The organism is Massilia sp. X63 (assembly GCF_041023745.1).
Lineage (GTDB): Bacteria > Pseudomonadota > Gammaproteobacteria > Burkholderiales > Burkholderiaceae_D > Telluria.
Map to the genome: position 1 here is coordinate 327,226 of NZ_JBFTEF010000004.1, position 15,302 is coordinate 342,527.

14 protein-coding genes and 1 pseudogene are annotated in these 15,302 nt (G+C 66.0%); 3 read left to right on the forward strand and 12 right to left on the reverse strand.

What is annotated here, in order from left to right; all coding sequences use genetic code 11:
* Nucleotides 1-34: 34 nt before the first annotated feature.
* Nucleotides 35-937 carry a LysR family transcriptional regulator gene (locus tag AB3347_RS10785; protein ID WP_369091795.1) on the reverse strand — a complete coding sequence of 301 codons (903 nt, stop codon included), beginning with the start codon at nt 935-937 and terminating at the stop codon, nt 35-37.
* 258 nt (nt 938-1,195) lie between these two features.
* Here AB3347_RS10785 and AB3347_RS10790 point away from each other — a divergent pair, with 258 nt between their 5' ends.
* The gene (locus AB3347_RS10790) at nt 1,196-1,591 is read left to right on the forward strand and encodes a hypothetical protein (RefSeq protein ID WP_369091796.1); all 396 of its coding nucleotides are present in this window, start codon (nt 1,196-1,198) and stop codon (nt 1,589-1,591) included.
* A gap of 38 nt (nt 1,592-1,629) precedes the next feature.
* On the opposite strand, the gene AB3347_RS10795 is transcribed toward AB3347_RS10790, so the two are convergent.
* The 7 genes from AB3347_RS10795 to AB3347_RS10825 all read right to left on the reverse strand — a co-directional run bounded on the left by AB3347_RS10795 (nt 1,630) and on the right by AB3347_RS10825 (nt 8,721).
* Nucleotides 1,630-2,133, reverse strand: a complete 504-nt coding sequence (locus AB3347_RS10795) for a DUF1003 domain-containing protein (RefSeq protein ID WP_369091797.1) — start codon at nt 2,131-2,133, stop codon at nt 1,630-1,632.
* 73 nt (nt 2,134-2,206) lie between these two features.
* A complete protein-coding gene (locus AB3347_RS10800) occupies nt 2,207-3,148 on the reverse strand; it encodes a LysR family transcriptional regulator (RefSeq protein WP_369091798.1) in 942 nt (313 codons plus the stop codon).
* 55 nt (nt 3,149-3,203) lie between these two features.
* Nucleotides 3,204-4,154, reverse strand: coding sequence for a glycoside hydrolase family 43 protein (locus tag AB3347_RS10805; protein ID WP_369091799.1), 951 nt, complete (start codon nt 4,152-4,154; stop codon nt 3,204-3,206).
* 29 nt (nt 4,155-4,183) lie between these two features.
* Nucleotides 4,184-5,161 (reverse strand): galactofuranose ABC transporter, permease protein YjfF, encoded by a 978-nt coding sequence (gene yjfF, locus AB3347_RS10810; RefSeq protein WP_369091800.1) that lies wholly within the window; start codon nt 5,159-5,161, stop codon nt 4,184-4,186.
* Nucleotides 5,158-6,222 (reverse strand): ABC transporter permease, encoded by a 1,065-nt coding sequence (locus tag AB3347_RS10815; protein ID WP_369091801.1) that lies wholly within the window; start codon nt 6,220-6,222, stop codon nt 5,158-5,160. The genes yjfF and AB3347_RS10815 overlap by 4 nt, the downstream gene beginning before the upstream one ends.
* Nucleotides 6,219-7,751: a sugar ABC transporter ATP-binding protein gene (locus AB3347_RS10820; RefSeq protein ID WP_369091802.1), complete on the reverse strand. Its 1,533-nt coding sequence runs from the start codon at nt 7,749-7,751 to the stop codon at nt 6,219-6,221. Before AB3347_RS10820 ends, AB3347_RS10815 begins: the two co-directional genes overlap by 4 nt.
* 7 nt (nt 7,752-7,758) lie before the next feature.
* Nucleotides 7,759-8,721 (reverse strand): ABC transporter substrate-binding protein, encoded by a 963-nt coding sequence (locus AB3347_RS10825; protein WP_369091803.1) that lies wholly within the window; start codon nt 8,719-8,721, stop codon nt 7,759-7,761.
* A 146-nt stretch (nt 8,722-8,867) separates the two neighbouring features.
* Here AB3347_RS10825 and AB3347_RS10830 point away from each other — a divergent pair, with 146 nt between their 5' ends.
* Together AB3347_RS10830 and AB3347_RS10835 are read left to right on the forward strand one after the other, a co-directional pair.
* Nucleotides 8,868-9,098: a hypothetical protein gene (locus AB3347_RS10830; protein WP_369091804.1), complete on the forward strand. Its 231-nt coding sequence runs from the start codon at nt 8,868-8,870 to the stop codon at nt 9,096-9,098.
* 88 nt (nt 9,099-9,186) lie between these two features.
* A complete protein-coding gene (locus AB3347_RS10835) occupies nt 9,187-9,273 on the forward strand; it encodes a hypothetical protein (protein WP_369091923.1) in 87 nt (28 codons plus the stop codon).
* Nucleotides 9,274-9,298: 25 nt separating this feature from the next.
* Here AB3347_RS10835 and AB3347_RS10840 read toward each other — a convergent pair.
* The 4 genes and pseudogenes from AB3347_RS10840 to AB3347_RS10855 all read right to left on the reverse strand — a co-directional run.
* Nucleotides 9,299-11,647, reverse strand: a pseudogene (locus AB3347_RS10840) (beta-L-arabinofuranosidase domain-containing protein); the annotation flags it as partial.
* Between the two features lie 62 nt (nt 11,648-11,709).
* Nucleotides 11,710-12,672, reverse strand: coding sequence for an arabinan endo-1,5-alpha-L-arabinosidase (locus tag AB3347_RS10845; RefSeq protein WP_369091805.1), 963 nt, complete (start codon nt 12,670-12,672; stop codon nt 11,710-11,712).
* A gap of 142 nt (nt 12,673-12,814) precedes the next feature.
* Nucleotides 12,815-14,362 (reverse strand): alpha-N-arabinofuranosidase, encoded by a 1,548-nt coding sequence (locus tag AB3347_RS10850; RefSeq protein WP_369091806.1) that lies wholly within the window; start codon nt 14,360-14,362, stop codon nt 12,815-12,817.
* A gap of 165 nt (nt 14,363-14,527) precedes the next feature.
* Nucleotides 14,528-15,295, reverse strand: coding sequence for an SDR family NAD(P)-dependent oxidoreductase (locus AB3347_RS10855; protein WP_369091807.1), 768 nt, complete (start codon nt 15,293-15,295; stop codon nt 14,528-14,530).
* Nucleotides 15,296-15,302 lie beyond the last annotated feature (7 nt).

Genomic DNA, 15,302 nt, shown 5'->3' on the forward strand with positions numbered 1-15,302 from the left:
CGCGGAAGCCACACTGTTCCACCCGCTGGAACAATCATGCGCCCCAGACCGGGTCGGCGAAGGCCTCGACCAGGAAGTCGACCAGCACCCTCACCTTCGGCGCCAGGAACTTGCGCGACGGGTATACCGCATGGATGCCCAGCTCGATCGAGCGCCAGTCCGGCAGCAGTTCCTGCAGCCTGCCCGCGGCCAGGTCGGCGCCGACCATGAAGCTGGGCTGGAGGATGATGCCCTGCCCGGCCAGCGCGGCCAGGCGGCAGGTATCGCCGTTGTTGACCCGCATGCGCGGCGCCACCCGCACGGTCTCGCTGCCGGCCGCGCCGCTGAAGGTCCACAGGTCGCCGGCCGCGAACAGGCTGTAGGCGATCACGTCGTGCCGGGCCAGTTCGGCGGGGTGGCGCGGCGTGCCGCGCGCCGCCAGGTAGGCCGGCGCGGCGCACAGCACCAGGCGGGTGGCGGCCAGGCGCCGGCTCACCAGCGAGGAACTGGGCAACTGGCCGACCCGCACCGCCAGGTCGTAGCCCTCTTCGACCAGGTCGGCGACCCGGTCGGACAGGGTCACGTCGAGCGCCAGCCCCGGATGGCGCGCCAGCAGCACCGGCCACAGCGGCGCCAGGTGCAGCACGCCAAAGCTCAGCGGCACGTTGACCCGCACCAGGCCGCTGGCCGGCCCGCTGCCGGAGGCGACTTCGGCTTCGGCCTCGTCGAGCCGGTCCAGCAGTTCGCGGCAGCGCGCATGGAAGATCTCGCCGTCGCCGGTGGCCGACAGCCGCCGCGTGGTCCGGTGCAGCAGGCGCACGCCGAGGCGCTGCTCGAGCTCCGCCACATGGCGCGACACCGCCGCCTTCGACATCCCGAGACGCTGCGCCGCCGCCGTGAAGCCGCCCGCCTCGACCACCGCCGAGAACACCCGCATTTCCTGGAACCGGTCCGTCATCCGCTCATCCTGCCTGGCCACGATGCCGCGATTCTACGCGCTTCGGCCCGGGCCCGGCCCCTTGAAATCATCGTTGATTAAAAGCAACAGCTGATGCTATTCTGGCGACCGCTACAAAATTCATAGCGTTGGCGTCGGGCCGATGCACCATTCACAGGGGATGTAATGCGATCAACAATCTTTTTCGTCGCTGCAGTCACGGCCGTGTTGCAGCTTGCCGGATGTTCGGCCAAGCTGCCTGCCGCACAACAGGACTTCATGAAACTGGTCGACCGGATGCAGGACGACTACAGCGAAGCCGATTCCAAGGACAACGCCATCCTCGAGAAGGAAGTGGCCGACAAGTACAAGCAGGCCATGTATGCGGCCGGCCAGAACGTGGTCCGATGGAAGGCAAGCGTCAAGGAAGTGGGCGACACCTTCGGCACGCTGGTGGTTGCGCAGCAGGGCGACGTGAAATTCAAGATGGTCATGGTGACCGACGCCGGCAAGCGCCTGGCGAGCAGCCTGAAGCGCGGCGACGAAGTGACCTTCAGCGGCACCCTCGGGCACGAGACCTCGTTCACCTCCTACGGCATGGTGCAGGCGCCCGAATTCGCCTTCACCCCGAGCGAAATCGGCAAGGAAGACGAGCCGCTGGTGCCCCAGTCCTGAGCAAGCCGGCGGCCCCGGGCCAATGCGGCCCGGGCGCCTCAGTGTCCTTGCCCGGCATCCCGGAGCAGGTGCTGGTGCACTTCGGCGGTGAGCCTTTCGATCCGTTCCGCCATCGCCTTGGTCATCGCCGTCAGTTCCGTATTCTGGCGTAGCAACAGCAACATCTGCTCGGATTGCGTGGCCGAAGCGGTGGCGATGGCCTCGCGGTGCCTGGCGTCGGCCTCGGCATGCGCCTTGTCGCGCGCCGCCTGGCGGGTCTGCGCCAGCAGGATCAGCGGCGCCGCGTAGGCGGCCTGCAGGCTGAAGGCCAGGTTCAGGAGGATGAACGGATAGACGTCGAAGTCCGTCCACTTCAGCACGTTGGCCACGATCCAGAGCACGACGACGACGGTCTGCGTGATCAGGAATACCGGCGTACCGAAGAAGCGGGCGAAGGCTTCCGCCTTCAACCCGAATACGTCGCTGCCGAAGGTGGCCAGCAGATGCTCGTGCTGACGATGAAAGCGCAGGTGGTCCACGGCGGGCTTAGTGTGCGCATCCATATTGCTTGTTTCAGACGGGTTCATGACAGCCCCAGGAAAGCCGGAAGCGCCACTATAGCGCAAGGATGATGCGTCAATAGATCTCCGAAGCCGCCAGCCGCACCTGCTTGAGCAGCAGTTCCGCCCCCGGCGACAGCAGGTGATCCTGCTGGCGGATGATGCCGAAGGCGTCCATCGTGCAGGGCAGCTCGATCGGCAGGATGCGCATCACGTTCAGCGAGGCGTAGTACTGCGCCACTTCCTGCGGCATCACGTGCAGCGAATCGGTCTGCTGCAGCAGCGCGGTGATGAGCAGCAGCGCGGTGGTATCGACCACGTTGCTGGGCGGCTGCAGGCCGGCGCGGCGGAACATCATGTCGAAGCGGTGGCGCAGGATGCTGCCGTGCGGCGGCAGGATCCAGGGCTTGCCGGCGATGTCCTCCAGCTGCAGGTCCTTCGCCTCCAACAGCGCGTGGCCGGGGCGCACCACCGCGCAGGCGGGTTCCTCGGTGAGCTCCTCGTAGACCAGGCCGGACGAATCTTCCTTCTCGAGGATGCGGCCGATCATGAAGTCGAGCGTGCCGCGCTGCAGCTTGTCGAGCAACACGTTGCTGGGCTCCAGGTGCACGCCGATGCGCAGCAGCGGCGCCTGCTCCTTGATGCGCGCGATCGCGCGCGGCAGCAGCGCCATCGCGGGCGACATGATCACCCCCACCTCCACCTGGCCCGACAGTCCGGCCTTCAGCGACAGCAGGTCGTCGTGCGCCAGCGCCAGGCTGGTGAGGGCCATGCGCGCGTGGCGGATCATGGTCTCGCCGTAGATGGTCGGCTCCATCCCGCGCGGCAGGCGCTCGAACAGGCGCACGTCCAGCATCTCTTCCAGGTCCTTGATCTGCTTGGACGCCGCCGGCTGCGTCATGTGCAGCTCTTCGGCCGCGCGGTGGATGTTGCGGTAGTCGTCCAGCGCGATCAGGAGCAGCAGCTGGCGTGTCTTCAGGCGCGCCTTCAAAAACCAGTTCGGGTTTGTTGTATCCATCAAGAAATCATATCATCGGCGATATCACTTCTATGGAAAAACTGCCGCGCCGCGCTCACGTGCAGCCCGGCGAGGGATTGGCGGCCGGCCCCTCGGCGGTCTGCGCCACCGGCAGGATCTTCCCGTCGGGGCCGTAACGCAGCTCCTCCACCGCGACCGAGCGGCGGTACTCGCCGCCGCCCGGCAGCTTGGCGTTGTGGTAGAAGATATAGGACTTGCCATTGAAGTCGACGATGGCCTGGTGGATGGTGTTGACCTTGCTGTTCTTCTCCATGATCACGCCCCCAAAAGACCAGGGGCCGGTGGCCGTCGGGCCGCGCATGACCACGGTCTCTTCGGGGAACTTGCGCGAGTACGACAGGTAGTAACTGCCCTTGTGCTTGTGCAGGTAGGCCGCCTCGGTAAAGGCCTCCAGGCCCACGGTGTGGATCGGACCGTCCAGTTCCGTCATGTTGGGCTTGAGCTTCGCGTACTTCAGCACCGTGTTGCCCCAGTACAGATAGGCCTGTCCATCGTCGTCGACGAAGACGGCGGGATCGATGTCGTCCCAGCCGATCTCGGTTTCCCTGGTCATGTCGTTGGTAATGAGCGCGCTGCCGCGGGCGTCCACGAACGGGCCCGTCGGGCTGCTCGATACCGCCACGCCGATCGCCTTGCCGGGGATGCTTGCGTGCGACACGGTGGCATAGAAGTAGTACTTGCCGCCGCGCTTGACGATGTCGGATGCCCAGGCCGAGCCCTTGGCCCACTTGAAGGCGCCGTAGCCCAGCGGCGAACCATGATCCGTCCACTTCTGCATGTCGCAGCTGGAGTACACGCGCCACTCGTTCATCACGTAGTCCTTGCCGCCGGCCGGGGCATCGTCCTTGCCGACATACAGGTAGACCCGGCCATTGTCGACCAGGGCCGCCGGGTCGGCGGTAAAGATGTCCTTCACGATCGGGTTGCCGGCCTGGGCCAGCGTGGATGCGGCCAGGCCCACCGCGAGTACGCAGCGCTTGATCATCACGTCTCCTTATAATTCGAGTGTATTTATCAGCTTTGCTTTTGACGGAAGCCCATCAGGCGCTGCACCACGCAGAACACGAACAGCAGCGCGCCGATCACGATCTTGGTCCACCAGGAGCTGAGGGTGCCGTCGAAGGCGATCAGGGTCTGGATGGTGCCCAGCACCAGCACGCCCGAGAGCGCGCCAAGGATGTAGCCGTAGCCGCCGGTGAGCAGGGTGCCGCCGATGACCACCGCCGCGATGGCGTCCAGCTCGGTGCCCTGCGCATGCAGGCCGTAACCCGACAGCATGTAGAACGAGAACAGCACTCCGGCCAGGGCCGCGCAGAAGCCGCTGAAGGCATACACCAGGATCTTGGTGCGGCCCACGGCCAGGCCCATCATCGCGGCCGAGGCTTCGTTGCCGCCGATGGCGTACACCGCGCGCCCGAAGGACGAGTAATGCGCCGCCCACACCGCCACGGCCAGCATGCCGAGCGCGATCAGGGCGCCAGGCGACAGGAAGCCGCCCAGCACCGGCACCTGGGTCTGCGACAGCGCCACGAACAGCGGGTCCTCGATGGTGATCGATTCGATGCTGATCAGGTAGCACAGGCCGCGCGCCAGGAACATCCCGGCCAGGGTCACGATGAAGGGCTGCAGCCGGAACACATGGATGATCGCGCCCATGGCGCCGCCAAAGCAGGCGCCGCCCAGCAGCACCGCCGCGATCACCGCCAGCGGCGGCCAGTGCGCCACCTGCAGCAGCCAGGCCGCCACCATGGTGCCAAGGGCCAGCACCGCCCCCACCGACAGGTCGATGCCGCCGGAGAGGATCACGAAGCCCATGCCGATCGCGATCACCAGGAGAAAAGCGTTGTCGATCAGGAGGTTCAGCATCACCTGCAGCGACAGGAAGCCGTCGTAGGCCTGGCCGCCGGCCAGCAGCATTACCAAGAGCAGGACCACGGTAGCCGCCGAGGTGAACCAGGGCGCGCTGGTCACGCGATGACGCGATGCGTTCATGCCGCCCTCCGCTTCCACAGCCCCTTGAACCGGTCCGACTGCGAGATGCAGACCAAAAAGACCACCGCCGACTTGACGACCATGTTGACCTCGGGCGGGACGCCCAGCGAATAGATGGTATAGGTGAGCGTCTGGATGATGAGCGCACCGATGATGCTGCCCAGCAGCGAGAACTTGCCGCCCGCGAGCGAGGTGCCGCCCAGGGTCACGGCCAGGATGGCGTCCAGCTCCAGCAGCAGGCCGGCGTTGTTGGCGTCCGCGCTTTTCACGTTGGAGCTGATCATCAGCCCGGCCATGCCGGCGCAGGCGGCGCTGAACACGTAGACGAACACCACCAGCGCCGCGGTGCGGATGCCGGCCAGGCGCGCCGCCACCGGATTCACCCCGACCGCCTGGATGAACAGGCCGAGCGCCGTGTGCCGCAGCAGGAAGGCGGTCAGCGCAAACACCGCCACCACCACGAACAAGGCGAACGGTAGCCCGAACAGATAGCCGCTGCCCAGGAAGAAGTACGGTTGGTAGTAGACCGTGACGATCTGGCCGTCCGTCAGCAACTGGGCCAGGCCGCGCCCGGCCACCATCAGGATCAGGGTGGCGACGATCGGCTGCAGGCCCAGGCCCGCCACCAGGGCGCCGTTCCACAGCCCGCACAGCAGCGCCGCGCCCATGGCCGCCGCCATGGCCAGCGCCATCGGCGTCTGCGCCACGTATTCCGGCACGCCGTTGTTGATCACCATGGCGCCGCCGACCAGCATCGACGCCACCGTGCCGGACAAGGCCACCACGGCGCCCACCGAAATGTCGATGCCGCGGGTGGCGATCACCAGGGTCATGCCGATCGCCGCCAGCATCAGGGGCGCGGCGCGGTTGACGATGTCGACCAGGCTGCCGTACAGGTGGCCGTCCTTGATCTCCAGGCGGAAGAAACCGGGGATCAGGGCGGCGTCGATCAGGAGCAGGAGCAGCAGCGCCGCACCGGGACGGAACAGCGGGTGCTGGAAGATCGACGGTTTGACGGCTTGCGCGGGGGCGAGCAGCGTTTCCTTGACGACGGCGTTCATGCGCTGCCCTCCCCGGCGATCACGTGCAGCACCGAACTGTCGTCGAGCTCGCCGCGCCGGTATTCGCCGCAGGCTTTACGGTCGCGCATGACGACGATGCGGTCGCTCACGCGCAGCACCTCGGGCAGCTCGGACGAGATGAACAGAATCGACATGCCCTTGCGGCACAGGGTGGTAACGTAATCCATGATTTCCTGCTTGGCGCGCACATCGATGCCGCGCGTCGGTTCGTCGAGAATCATCAGCCTGGGGTCGGTGGCCAGCCAGCGCGCCAATAAGACCTTCTGCTGGTTGCCGCCCGAGAGCGTGCCGATCGGCGTCTCGATGCTGGCGGTCTTGATCCCCAGCTGCTGCACGTAGTGGAGTGCGAGCTCCTGCTGGCGCCGCATCGGGATCGCGCGCAGCAGGCCCTGGCGCGCCTGCAGCGCCAGGATCAGGTTCTCGCGCACCGACAGCGCCAGAATGGCGCCTTCGTGCTTGCGGTCTTCCGAGCAGAAGCCGATGCCCTCTTGAATGGCGTCGCGCGGCGTGGCGAAGCTGCGCTTGCTGCCGTCGATCTCGATGGCGCCGGCATCGGCCTTGTCTGCGCCGAACAGCAGGCGCGCGGTTTCGGTGCGGCCGGAGCCGAGCAGGCCGGCCAGGCCGAGCAGTTCTCCCTTGCGGATCTGGAGGTCGATCGGATCGAGCACACCCTTGCGCGCCAGTGCTGTCGTCCGCAGGAAGGTCGCGCCCTGCTCTGCGGTTTCCGCGCAGGCGCTGCCGCCCTGCTCGGCCGCATCGGCCGCATCGGCCGGCGCGCCGATCATCTTGTTCACCAGGGCCAGGCGCGACAGCGCGCTGCACAGGTACTCGCCTTCGCGCTCGCCATTGCGCATCACCGTGATGCGGTCGGAGATGGCGTAGGTCTGGTCGAGGAAATGGGTGACGAACAGGATCGCCATGCCCTGCTCGCGCAGGCCGCGCAGCACCGAGAACAGCAGCTGGACTTCGTTCTCGTCCAGGCTGGAGGTGGGTTCGTCCAGGATCAGCACCTTGGCCGAGATGTTCAGCGCGCGGGCGATCGCCACCATTTGCTGGATGGCCAGCGGATAGGTCGACAAGGGCTTGCCGACGTCGACCTCGATCTGCAGGCGTTTTAACAGGTCGGCAGCCTGGCGGCGCATGCCGCGCCAATCGATCATGCCAAAGCGGCGCGGGTAACGTCCGATGAAGATGTTTTCGGCCACCGACAGGTTCGGGCACAGGTTCACTTCCTGGTAGACCGTGCTGATGCCCAGCTTCTGGGCGTCCTGGGTGGACGTCGGCGCGATGGCCCGGCCGTCCAGCACGATGCTGCCGCGCTCGGGCTGGTAGACGCCGGTCAGCACCTTGATCAGGGTCGACTTGCCGGCGCCGTTCTGGCCCATCAGCGTGTGGACTTCGCCGGGGAACAGGCGCAGGCCCGCGTCCGACAACGCTTTCACGCCCGGGAACTGCTTGTGGATGCCGGTCACTTCCAGGACCGGGGCCACGGTGGTCGAGGCGAGCATGGTCGCCTCAGTATTGACGCTTCGGGAATTCCTTGGCCGCGACTTCAGCGGGGAACACACCCTCGTTCACGGTAATGCGCTTCGGTACCGGCTTGCCCGCCTTGACCATCTGCGCGGTCTGGATCAGCTGCGGCCCGAGCAGCGGGTTGCACTCGACGGTGACGTTGAGCTTACCCTGCAACATGGCCTCGAAGGCCCCGCGCACGCCATCGATCGACACCACCAGGATGTCCTTGCCCGGCTTGAGGCCCGCTTCCTCGATGGCCTGGATCGCGCCGATCGCCATGTCGTCGTTGTGCGCATACAGCACGTTGATGTTCTTGCCCTCGGACTTCAGGAATGCTTCCATCACCTCCTTGCCCTTGGCGCGGGTGAAGTCGCCGGTCTGCGAGCGGATGATCTTCAGCTTCGGGTTGTCCTTGATGATCTCGGCAAAGCCGGCCTTGCGGTCCAGCGCCGGCGCCGAACCCACGGTCCCTTGCAGCTCGACGATGTTGTAGCTGCGGTTCGGGTTCTTCTTCTGGTGCTCGACCAGCCAACGCGCGGCGCGCCGGCCCTCTTCCACGAAGTCGGAGCCGATGAAGCTCACGTACAGCGACGGATCGCTGACCTTGACGGCGCGGTCGGTCAGGATCACGGGGATCCTGGCGTTCTTCGCTTCGCGCAGCACGGTGTCCCAGCCGGATTCCACCACCGGCGAGAAGGCGATCACGTCGACGCGCTGGGCGATGAAGGAGCGGATCGCCTTGACCTGGTTTTCCTGGCGCTGCTGGGCGTCGGCGAACTTCAGGTTGACGCCCGCCGCCTTGGCGGCAGCCTTGATCGAGGCGGTGTTGGCGGTGCGCCACTCGCTTTCGGCGCCGACTTGCGAGAAGCCGATGGTGAGAGGCTTCTGGGCGTGGGCGGGGATCGCGGCGGCCAGGGCGAAGGCGGCGGCTGCGCCCACGAGGGTTCTGCGAGTGAGGGTCATTACCTTGTCTCCGGTATTGTTCTTTCACAATGCTAAGACAAAGTGCGATGCTGTTCCAATCATATTTGTGTTCGATTAGATACCGTATTTGGTATCACTGAACTTTGCTCACGCAGATGATTGGATGTACGCCACAGTCGACATGCATGACGCATCAAAACGGTATAAAAGCAGGTTTTCCCAAGACACAGCAAGCATACTCCGCTAAGATTCTTTCCACAAAACAACATTTACTCAGTATGGAAAATCGCAGAAACAAAGGTCTGGCAAGCGACCTGATCGCCCTGCCCTGGCAGTTCAGCGCGGTTCTTGCGGTTCGGCGACGCAAATCCCATTCAGCTCCTCGACGGCAAGGGATTCTTGAACAAGATCCTTGACCTTCCACCGGAAAAGCAAACGGCGCTGCTCGACTTTGCCTTCGAGGGCGATTACCGCACACCGACCTGCGCGTCATGCGGCGTCAAGATGACGGCGCGCGACAGCAAGCGCGGGCCGTTCTGGGGCTGTGTCCACTACCCTCGCTGCAAGACGACGCTGACGATGCGCGCTTGATGCCCGATTTACGCATCAGGCGCAAGCCGTAGAGCCCACCCGCCACAGATCCCGGCTTCGCCACGAAGCGCACCGACAAACCAGTGGGCCGCGCTTGCAAAAGAGACGCCGGTAGCGGGTAGTCGACCGTGAAGAACTCCTGCGCAGTATTCCCGGCCAGCACCACTTCCGCCAGCAGCACGCCATTCACCTCGATATTGAAGCGCCGCCCCGCATCCGCCCTGGCGAAACTCAGCCGCAGCAGCTTCGCTTCCCCCTTCGGATCCTTCAGCTCATAGCTGAACCACCCAGTCGCATGCCGCCAGTGCCGCCCGCCATTCACGCCGGCCTCGATCCCCTCCCCCTTGAAGAAGTGATCCGCCTCCGGCTGCTGCTCGCCCGGCGCCACCTGGTCGATGGTGCGGGCGTCCAGCGCCAGGCGCTCCGCTTCGCGCGCCGCGTTCTCGGCGCGCATGCGCTCGAAGTTGGCCGGCGTCGCATGCTGCCAGTACATCGTGTAGCGCGACTCGTGCAGGCGGAAGAAGGGAATGAACTCGGTCGCGCTGCCCGCGGCGCCGTGCACCAGGCCGGGCGCAGTAAAGGTCAGCGGCTTGCCCTTGACGGGACGGAAGCGCCTCAGGAAGTCGGTCGAGTCGCTCACCAGCATGGGTGCAGATTCCAGCGGACACACCGGCCCGCCCGCGATATGCCCCATGCGCGACGCATCGGCCAGGAAGTTTAGCTGCTCGTCGCCGAACATCCGCGTCTTCGCCGCCAGCACGATCGGTCCGTGCAGCACGGCATGGTAGTTCGACTTGTCCGGCATCTGCTCCAGGCGGGTCGTCATCGGCAGCTGCACGTCGACACGGTCGCCTTTGCGCCAATCGCGGGCGATGCTCACGTAGCCGCCCGGCGCGGCGTCGAGCTTCACAGCCCGGCCGTTCAGCTTCACAGCCCGGCCGTTCAGCTTCACCGCCAGCCTGCCGGCAGCGACCCAGCCCGGATAGCGGATCTTCATGGTGAAGGTCCCCGGCGCATCCACCGTCAGGCGCGTGCTGCCCTGGTCCGGGAAGCGCGTGGTCTGCGTGATCTTCACGCCCTTCGCGCGCCAATCCAGCGTCGAGGGGATGAACAAGTTGACGAACAGCGCATCGCCCTCGTGCGCGTAGATGAATTCGCCGTACTTGGCGTGGCTCTCGATGCCTGAGCCGACGCAGCACCACATGCCCTGGTCCACCTGCGAATACACGCGGTAGTGGTTCGGCCGCATCGGTGTGAAGTAGACGAAGCCGCCGCCCGGGCGCTGCGAGGACAGGATGTGGTTGTACAGCGCGCGCTCGTAGTAGTCGCCGTAGCTGCCCTCCTGGCGCGACTGGAACAGCATGCCGGTGAGCTTGAGCATGTTGTAGGTGTTGCAGGTCTCCGGCCCCTCGGCCTCGCCGACCATCGAACTGAAGTCTTCCGTGTCGTGGAAGTGCTCCTTGACGCTGTTGCCGCCGATGGCCACCGAGCGGCGCGCGACCACGGTCTGCCAGAAGAAGCGCGCGGCCTGGTCCAGGTCCTGGCGGCCCGTCATCTCGGCGATGCGCTTGAAGCCGATCACCTTCGGGATCTGCGTGTTCGCGTGCAGGCCGGTGAGCTGGTCCTGTCCTTGCGCCAGCGGCTGCAGCACTGCCTGGTGCGAGAAGCGCAGCGCCAGCTCGAGGTATGTGCGGTCGCCCGCCATCTCCGCCACGTCGGCGAAGATCTCGTTCATGCCGCCATGCTCGCTGCGCAGCATCTGCTGCATCTGCGCCTCGCTCAGCTGCGCCGTCAGGCGCAGCGCCCAGCCGGACAGCGCGACCAGCATCGCGCGCGCATCGTCGTTGCCGGCGTAGCGCCAGGCGTCGCGCAGGCCGGCGTAGACCTTGTGCAGGTTGTACCAGGGCACCCACTTGCCGTTGACCGAGAAGTTGTCGGCCGCCAGCTTGCCGGCAGCGATGTCGCGCCAGGCCTGGCGCCCGCCGGGAATGCCGCCCAGGTAGCCGTCGCCGTTCGCCGCCTGCGCGCGCTTGAGTTCCGCCACCATGTAGTTCAGGCGGCGCAGCACCTCGGCGTCGCCAGTGGCGGCATACATCAAGGCGAGTGCCGACAGGTAGTGGCCGCCCATGTGGCCGTCCAGCCCGGTCGACTCCCAGTTGCCGTAGCTGGGCTGGCGCGGCGCGAGGCCGGCTTCGCGCAGGAAGGGCGCCAGCAGCCGGTCCGGCTCCATCGCCATCATGTAGTTCAGGTCGGTGGTCTGGGCGTCAAGAAAAGGGCCGGGCTTGAGGCGCACGTCGGCCAGCGGGAACAGCGCGGCCGCCTGGCTCCAGGCGCTGAGCACCGACAGGGCGAGCGCGGCGAGGCGCAGCTTCATGGCAGCTGCACGCTCAGTTGAACACTCTGGTAGCGGTTCAGGTCCCGCTGGTCGACCGTCGGCTAGCCGTCGGCGTCCCAGGCCATCGGCAGCACCTTCAGCTTCTGCTTGTAGCGGTCGGCGGTCTCGTAGGCGTGCAGCACCATGACATCCTTGCCGTCGAAGGTATAGGCGCTGTTGTGGCCGAGCGCCTGCCACTCGCTGTCGCCCTGGATCACCAGCGAGCCGCCGCCCCTGGCCATGTCGACGCCATGGCGGTCGAGGTAGGGCCCGGTAATCGCCCTGGCCCGGCCGACCACCACTTTGTAGGTGCTGTCCTTGCCCTTGCAGCACAGGTCCCAGGAGGCGAACAGGTAGTACCAGCCGTTCTTGCGCATGATGAAAGGCGCCTCGATCTGGGCGGCGCCGCCGTGCAGGTCCGGCGTAAAGGCCGGACGCTCGCGGCGGGCGATGCTGTGCCATTCCTGCGGCTCCGCCAGCCTGCTGCGGCTGGCGTCGAGCTTGACCAGTTTGAGCCCGCTCCAGAAGGAACCGAAGGCCATCCAGGGCGTGCCCTGCTCGTCGTCCATCACGTGCGAATCGATCGCGTTCCACAGGTCGCGGCCCGGAATCGACTGCAGCACCATGCCCTGGTCTTCCCACTTGTAGTTCGGCGCGCGCGGATCGAGCGTGCTGTTGGTGGTCACGCCGATCCCGGAAGTGTTCTTGCCGAAGCCGGAGACCGAGTAGTACAGGTAGTACTTGCCGCCGTGCTGGTAGATGTCCGGGGCCCAGATGTGGTCGTTGAAGGTAGGCGCCGCCTTCTTGGCCCAGCTGGGCTGGCCGGCGAAGATGCGCCCTTCCGGCTTCCACGACCGCATGTCGGTCGAGCTGTAGAAGGTGATGCCGGGGCCGGTGCTGAAGAGGTAGTACTTGTTGCCCTCCTTGGTCATGACGGGGTCGTGGACTTCGACCTGGGCGGCGAAGGATGGGAGCGCGATCGCCAGGGCGGCCGCGCAGGCAGAGAGACGGGAGAGTAATGACATTGCTGACTCCTGAATTGTCGTCATTGCAGGGTGGGCGGCTTTGCCGCCCACGCGTTCAACGATCATTTACAGGTCGACACATACGCGCGGGTCCGCAACCGTGATTTGAACGCGTGGGCGGGAGACCCGCCCACCCTACGGGTCAGGCGTCGACGGAGACGACCACCACCGACTTGGCCGGCACCTTGAGGGTCAGCTTGCCGTTCACCGCCCTGGCGCTGTACGGCGCCGGCTTGATCGCCTGCGGCTGCTCGAAGGTGTTGTGCGCATCCATCGCCTCGGAAGTCAGCACCTGTCCGGTCGCGCTGCTGGCCGCCTGCCCTTTCAGGTCCACGGTCACGTCGCTGGCCTGGCGCGGGTTGGTGTTGACCAGGGCCAGGTAGACCTTGCCGTCCTTGCCGCGGGCGCTCGAGGCGCTGATGCCCGGGATGCTCTTGTTATCCACCGAATAGGCCACGTCCTTGTTGACCGCGGTCGGCAGCGAGCTCGCGTCCTGGAACGGGATGTACATCTTGTAGGCGTGGTAGGTCGGCGTCAGCAGCATCTTGTCCTTGTCGGTGATGATCATCGCCTGCAGCACGTTGACCATCTGGGCGATGTTGGTCATTCGCACGCGCTCGGCGTGCGCGTGGAAGATGTTGAAGTTGAGCGCCGCCACGACCGCGTCGCGCAGGGTGTTACGCTGGAACAGGAAGCCCGGGTTGGTGCCCGGCTCGACGTCGTACCAGGTGCCCCACTCGTCCACGTAGAAGCCGATCTTCTTCTTGGGGTCGTTCTTGTCGAGGATGGCGACGTTGCGGCGGATGTGGCCGTCCATGCGCAGGGTCTGCTGCATGGTGGAGAACCATTCGCTTTCCGGGAAGCCGGTGGCCGCGCCCTTCTTGTCCCAGACGCCGGTCGGCAGGGTATAGAAGTGGAAGCTGATGCCGTCGGTGCCGCGCGCGGCGTCCTTGCTCAGTACTTCGGTCCACCGGGTGTCGTCGTCGTTGCCGCCGCTGGCGATCATCTTCGGACGCGCGCCCGGCGGGGTCTTCAGGAAGGTGGCGTAGTGATTGTACAGCTGGGCGTAGTATTCCGGCTTCATGTTGCCGCCGCAGCCCCAGGCTTCGTTGCCGATGCCGAAGTAGGCCACCTTGTAGGGTTCCTTGCGGCCGTTCTTGCGGCGCTGCTCGGCCAGCGTGGATTTGGTGTCCGAGGTCATGTACTCGAGCCACTCGGCCATCTCCTGCGGGGTGCCGGAGCCGAGGTTGCCGTTGACGTAGGCCTCGGTGCCCAGGATCTCGACCAGGTCGAAGAATTCGTGGGTGCCCACCGCATTGTCCTCGGCCACGCCGCCCCAGTGGGTGTTGACCTTCACCGGGCGCTTGTTGCGCGGGCCGATGCCGTCGCGCCAGTGGTATTCGTCGGCGAAGCAGCCCCCCGGCCAGCGCACCAGCGGCACTTTCAGTTCCTTCAGGGCGCCCACCACGTCATTGCGCCAGCCGCGCGTGTTCGGGATCTTCGAATCCGGGCCGACCCACAGGCCGCCGTAGATGCCGGTGCCCAGGTGTTCGGCGAACTGGCCGTAGACGTTCTTGTTGATGGTCGGGCCCGATCGAGTGGCGTCGATGCTGACGTTCACCTGGGCCCAGGCCGATGCCGATGCCAGAGCGAGGCCGAGTGCGAGGACGGATGGCTTGAATACGTTCACTGCTGTCTCCTGGTTTGATGAAACGCTTCTTTTGATCGGGCGTGGTCCGCCCGTCGCTCCCCCAAAGCAGGTGGCCTGAGAGCGAATGGGGTCCCCGCCTGCGCGGGGACGACGGATCGTGGGCTTGCGGTGGAAAGGACCTTGCGGCGTGCTGCGCGACCGCGATCAGGTCCAGCCGGCGTCGACGACGAAATCCTGCGCCGTGCACATCCTGCTGTCGTCCGCGCCCAGGAACAGCACCATGGCGGCGATATCGTCCGGCATGAGCTTGCCCGGCAGGCACTGGGCCCGCTTGATCTCGGCTTCGGCGGCCGCGTCGACCCATAGGTCGATCTGGCGCCGGGTCATGACCCAGCCCGGCGTGACGGTGTTCACGCGCACCCCGAACGGGCCGAGGTCGCGCGCCAGGCTGCGGGTCAGGCCGATCACGGCCGCCTTGGTGGTGGCGTAGACCGGATAGCCGGCGCCCTTGGCATGCCAGGACATGGAAGAGAAGTTGATGATGGAGCCGCCGCCCATCTTCTTCATGCCCGGCAGGACGGCCTGCGCGGTGAAGAACATGGGGCGCTGGTTGATGGCGATGCGCTCGTCCCAGTAATCGAGCGAGACCTGCGCGATGTCGTGGCGCTGGTCGTTGGCTGCGTTATTCACCAGCACCTCGAAGTCGCCGAGTTGCTCCGCCAGCTCGGCGATCGTGCGCTGCAGCGCGGGAATGTCGGTGATGTCGCAATGGCGGAACACCGGCGCGCGGTGGCCGGCCTCGGCCAGCCGCGCGCACAGCGCCTCGCTGGCGTCGCGTGCTATGTCCACGAAGGCCACCAGCGCGCCCTGCTCCACGAAAGCCTGCACGATCGCTTCGCCGATGCCGGTGCCGCCACCCGTCACGAATACCCGTTTGCCCCGCAAACTGGGATAGTTCGCCGTTTTACTCATGCCTGTC

Coding starts and splice junctions, on each gene's coding strand:
- AB3347_RS10785 (WP_369091795.1), bottom strand. CDS start 937: ATGACGGACCGGTTCCAGGAAATGCGGGTGTTCTCGGCGGTGGTCGAG.
- AB3347_RS10790 (WP_369091796.1), top strand. CDS start 1,196: ATGAAACTGGTCGACCGGATGCAGGACGACTACAGCGAAGCCGATTCC.
- AB3347_RS10795 (WP_369091797.1), bottom strand. CDS start 2,133: ATGGATGCGCACACTAAGCCCGCCGTGGACCACCTGCGCTTTCATCGT.
- AB3347_RS10800 (WP_369091798.1), bottom strand. CDS start 3,148: ATGGATACAACAAACCCGAACTGGTTTTTGAAGGCGCGCCTGAAGACA.
- AB3347_RS10805 (WP_369091799.1), bottom strand. CDS start 4,154: ATGATCAAGCGCTGCGTACTCGCGGTGGGCCTGGCCGCATCCACGCTG.
- yjfF (WP_369091800.1), bottom strand. CDS start 5,161: ATGAACGCATCGCGTCATCGCGTGACCAGCGCGCCCTGGTTCACCTCG.
- AB3347_RS10815 (WP_369091801.1), bottom strand. CDS start 6,222: ATGAACGCCGTCGTCAAGGAAACGCTGCTCGCCCCCGCGCAAGCCGTC.
- AB3347_RS10820 (WP_369091802.1), bottom strand. CDS start 7,751: ATGCTCGCCTCGACCACCGTGGCCCCGGTCCTGGAAGTGACCGGCATC.
- AB3347_RS10825 (WP_369091803.1), bottom strand. CDS start 8,721: ATGACCCTCACTCGCAGAACCCTCGTGGGCGCAGCCGCCGCCTTCGCC.
- AB3347_RS10830 (WP_369091804.1), top strand. CDS start 8,868: ATGACGCATCAAAACGGTATAAAAGCAGGTTTTCCCAAGACACAGCAA.
- AB3347_RS10835 (WP_369091923.1), top strand. CDS start 9,187: ATGACGGCGCGCGACAGCAAGCGCGGGCCGTTCTGGGGCTGTGTCCAC.
- AB3347_RS10845 (WP_369091805.1), bottom strand. CDS start 12,672: ATGTCATTACTCTCCCGTCTCTCTGCCTGCGCGGCCGCCCTGGCGATC.
- AB3347_RS10855 (WP_369091807.1), bottom strand. CDS start 15,295: ATGAGTAAAACGGCGAACTATCCCAGTTTGCGGGGCAAACGGGTATTC.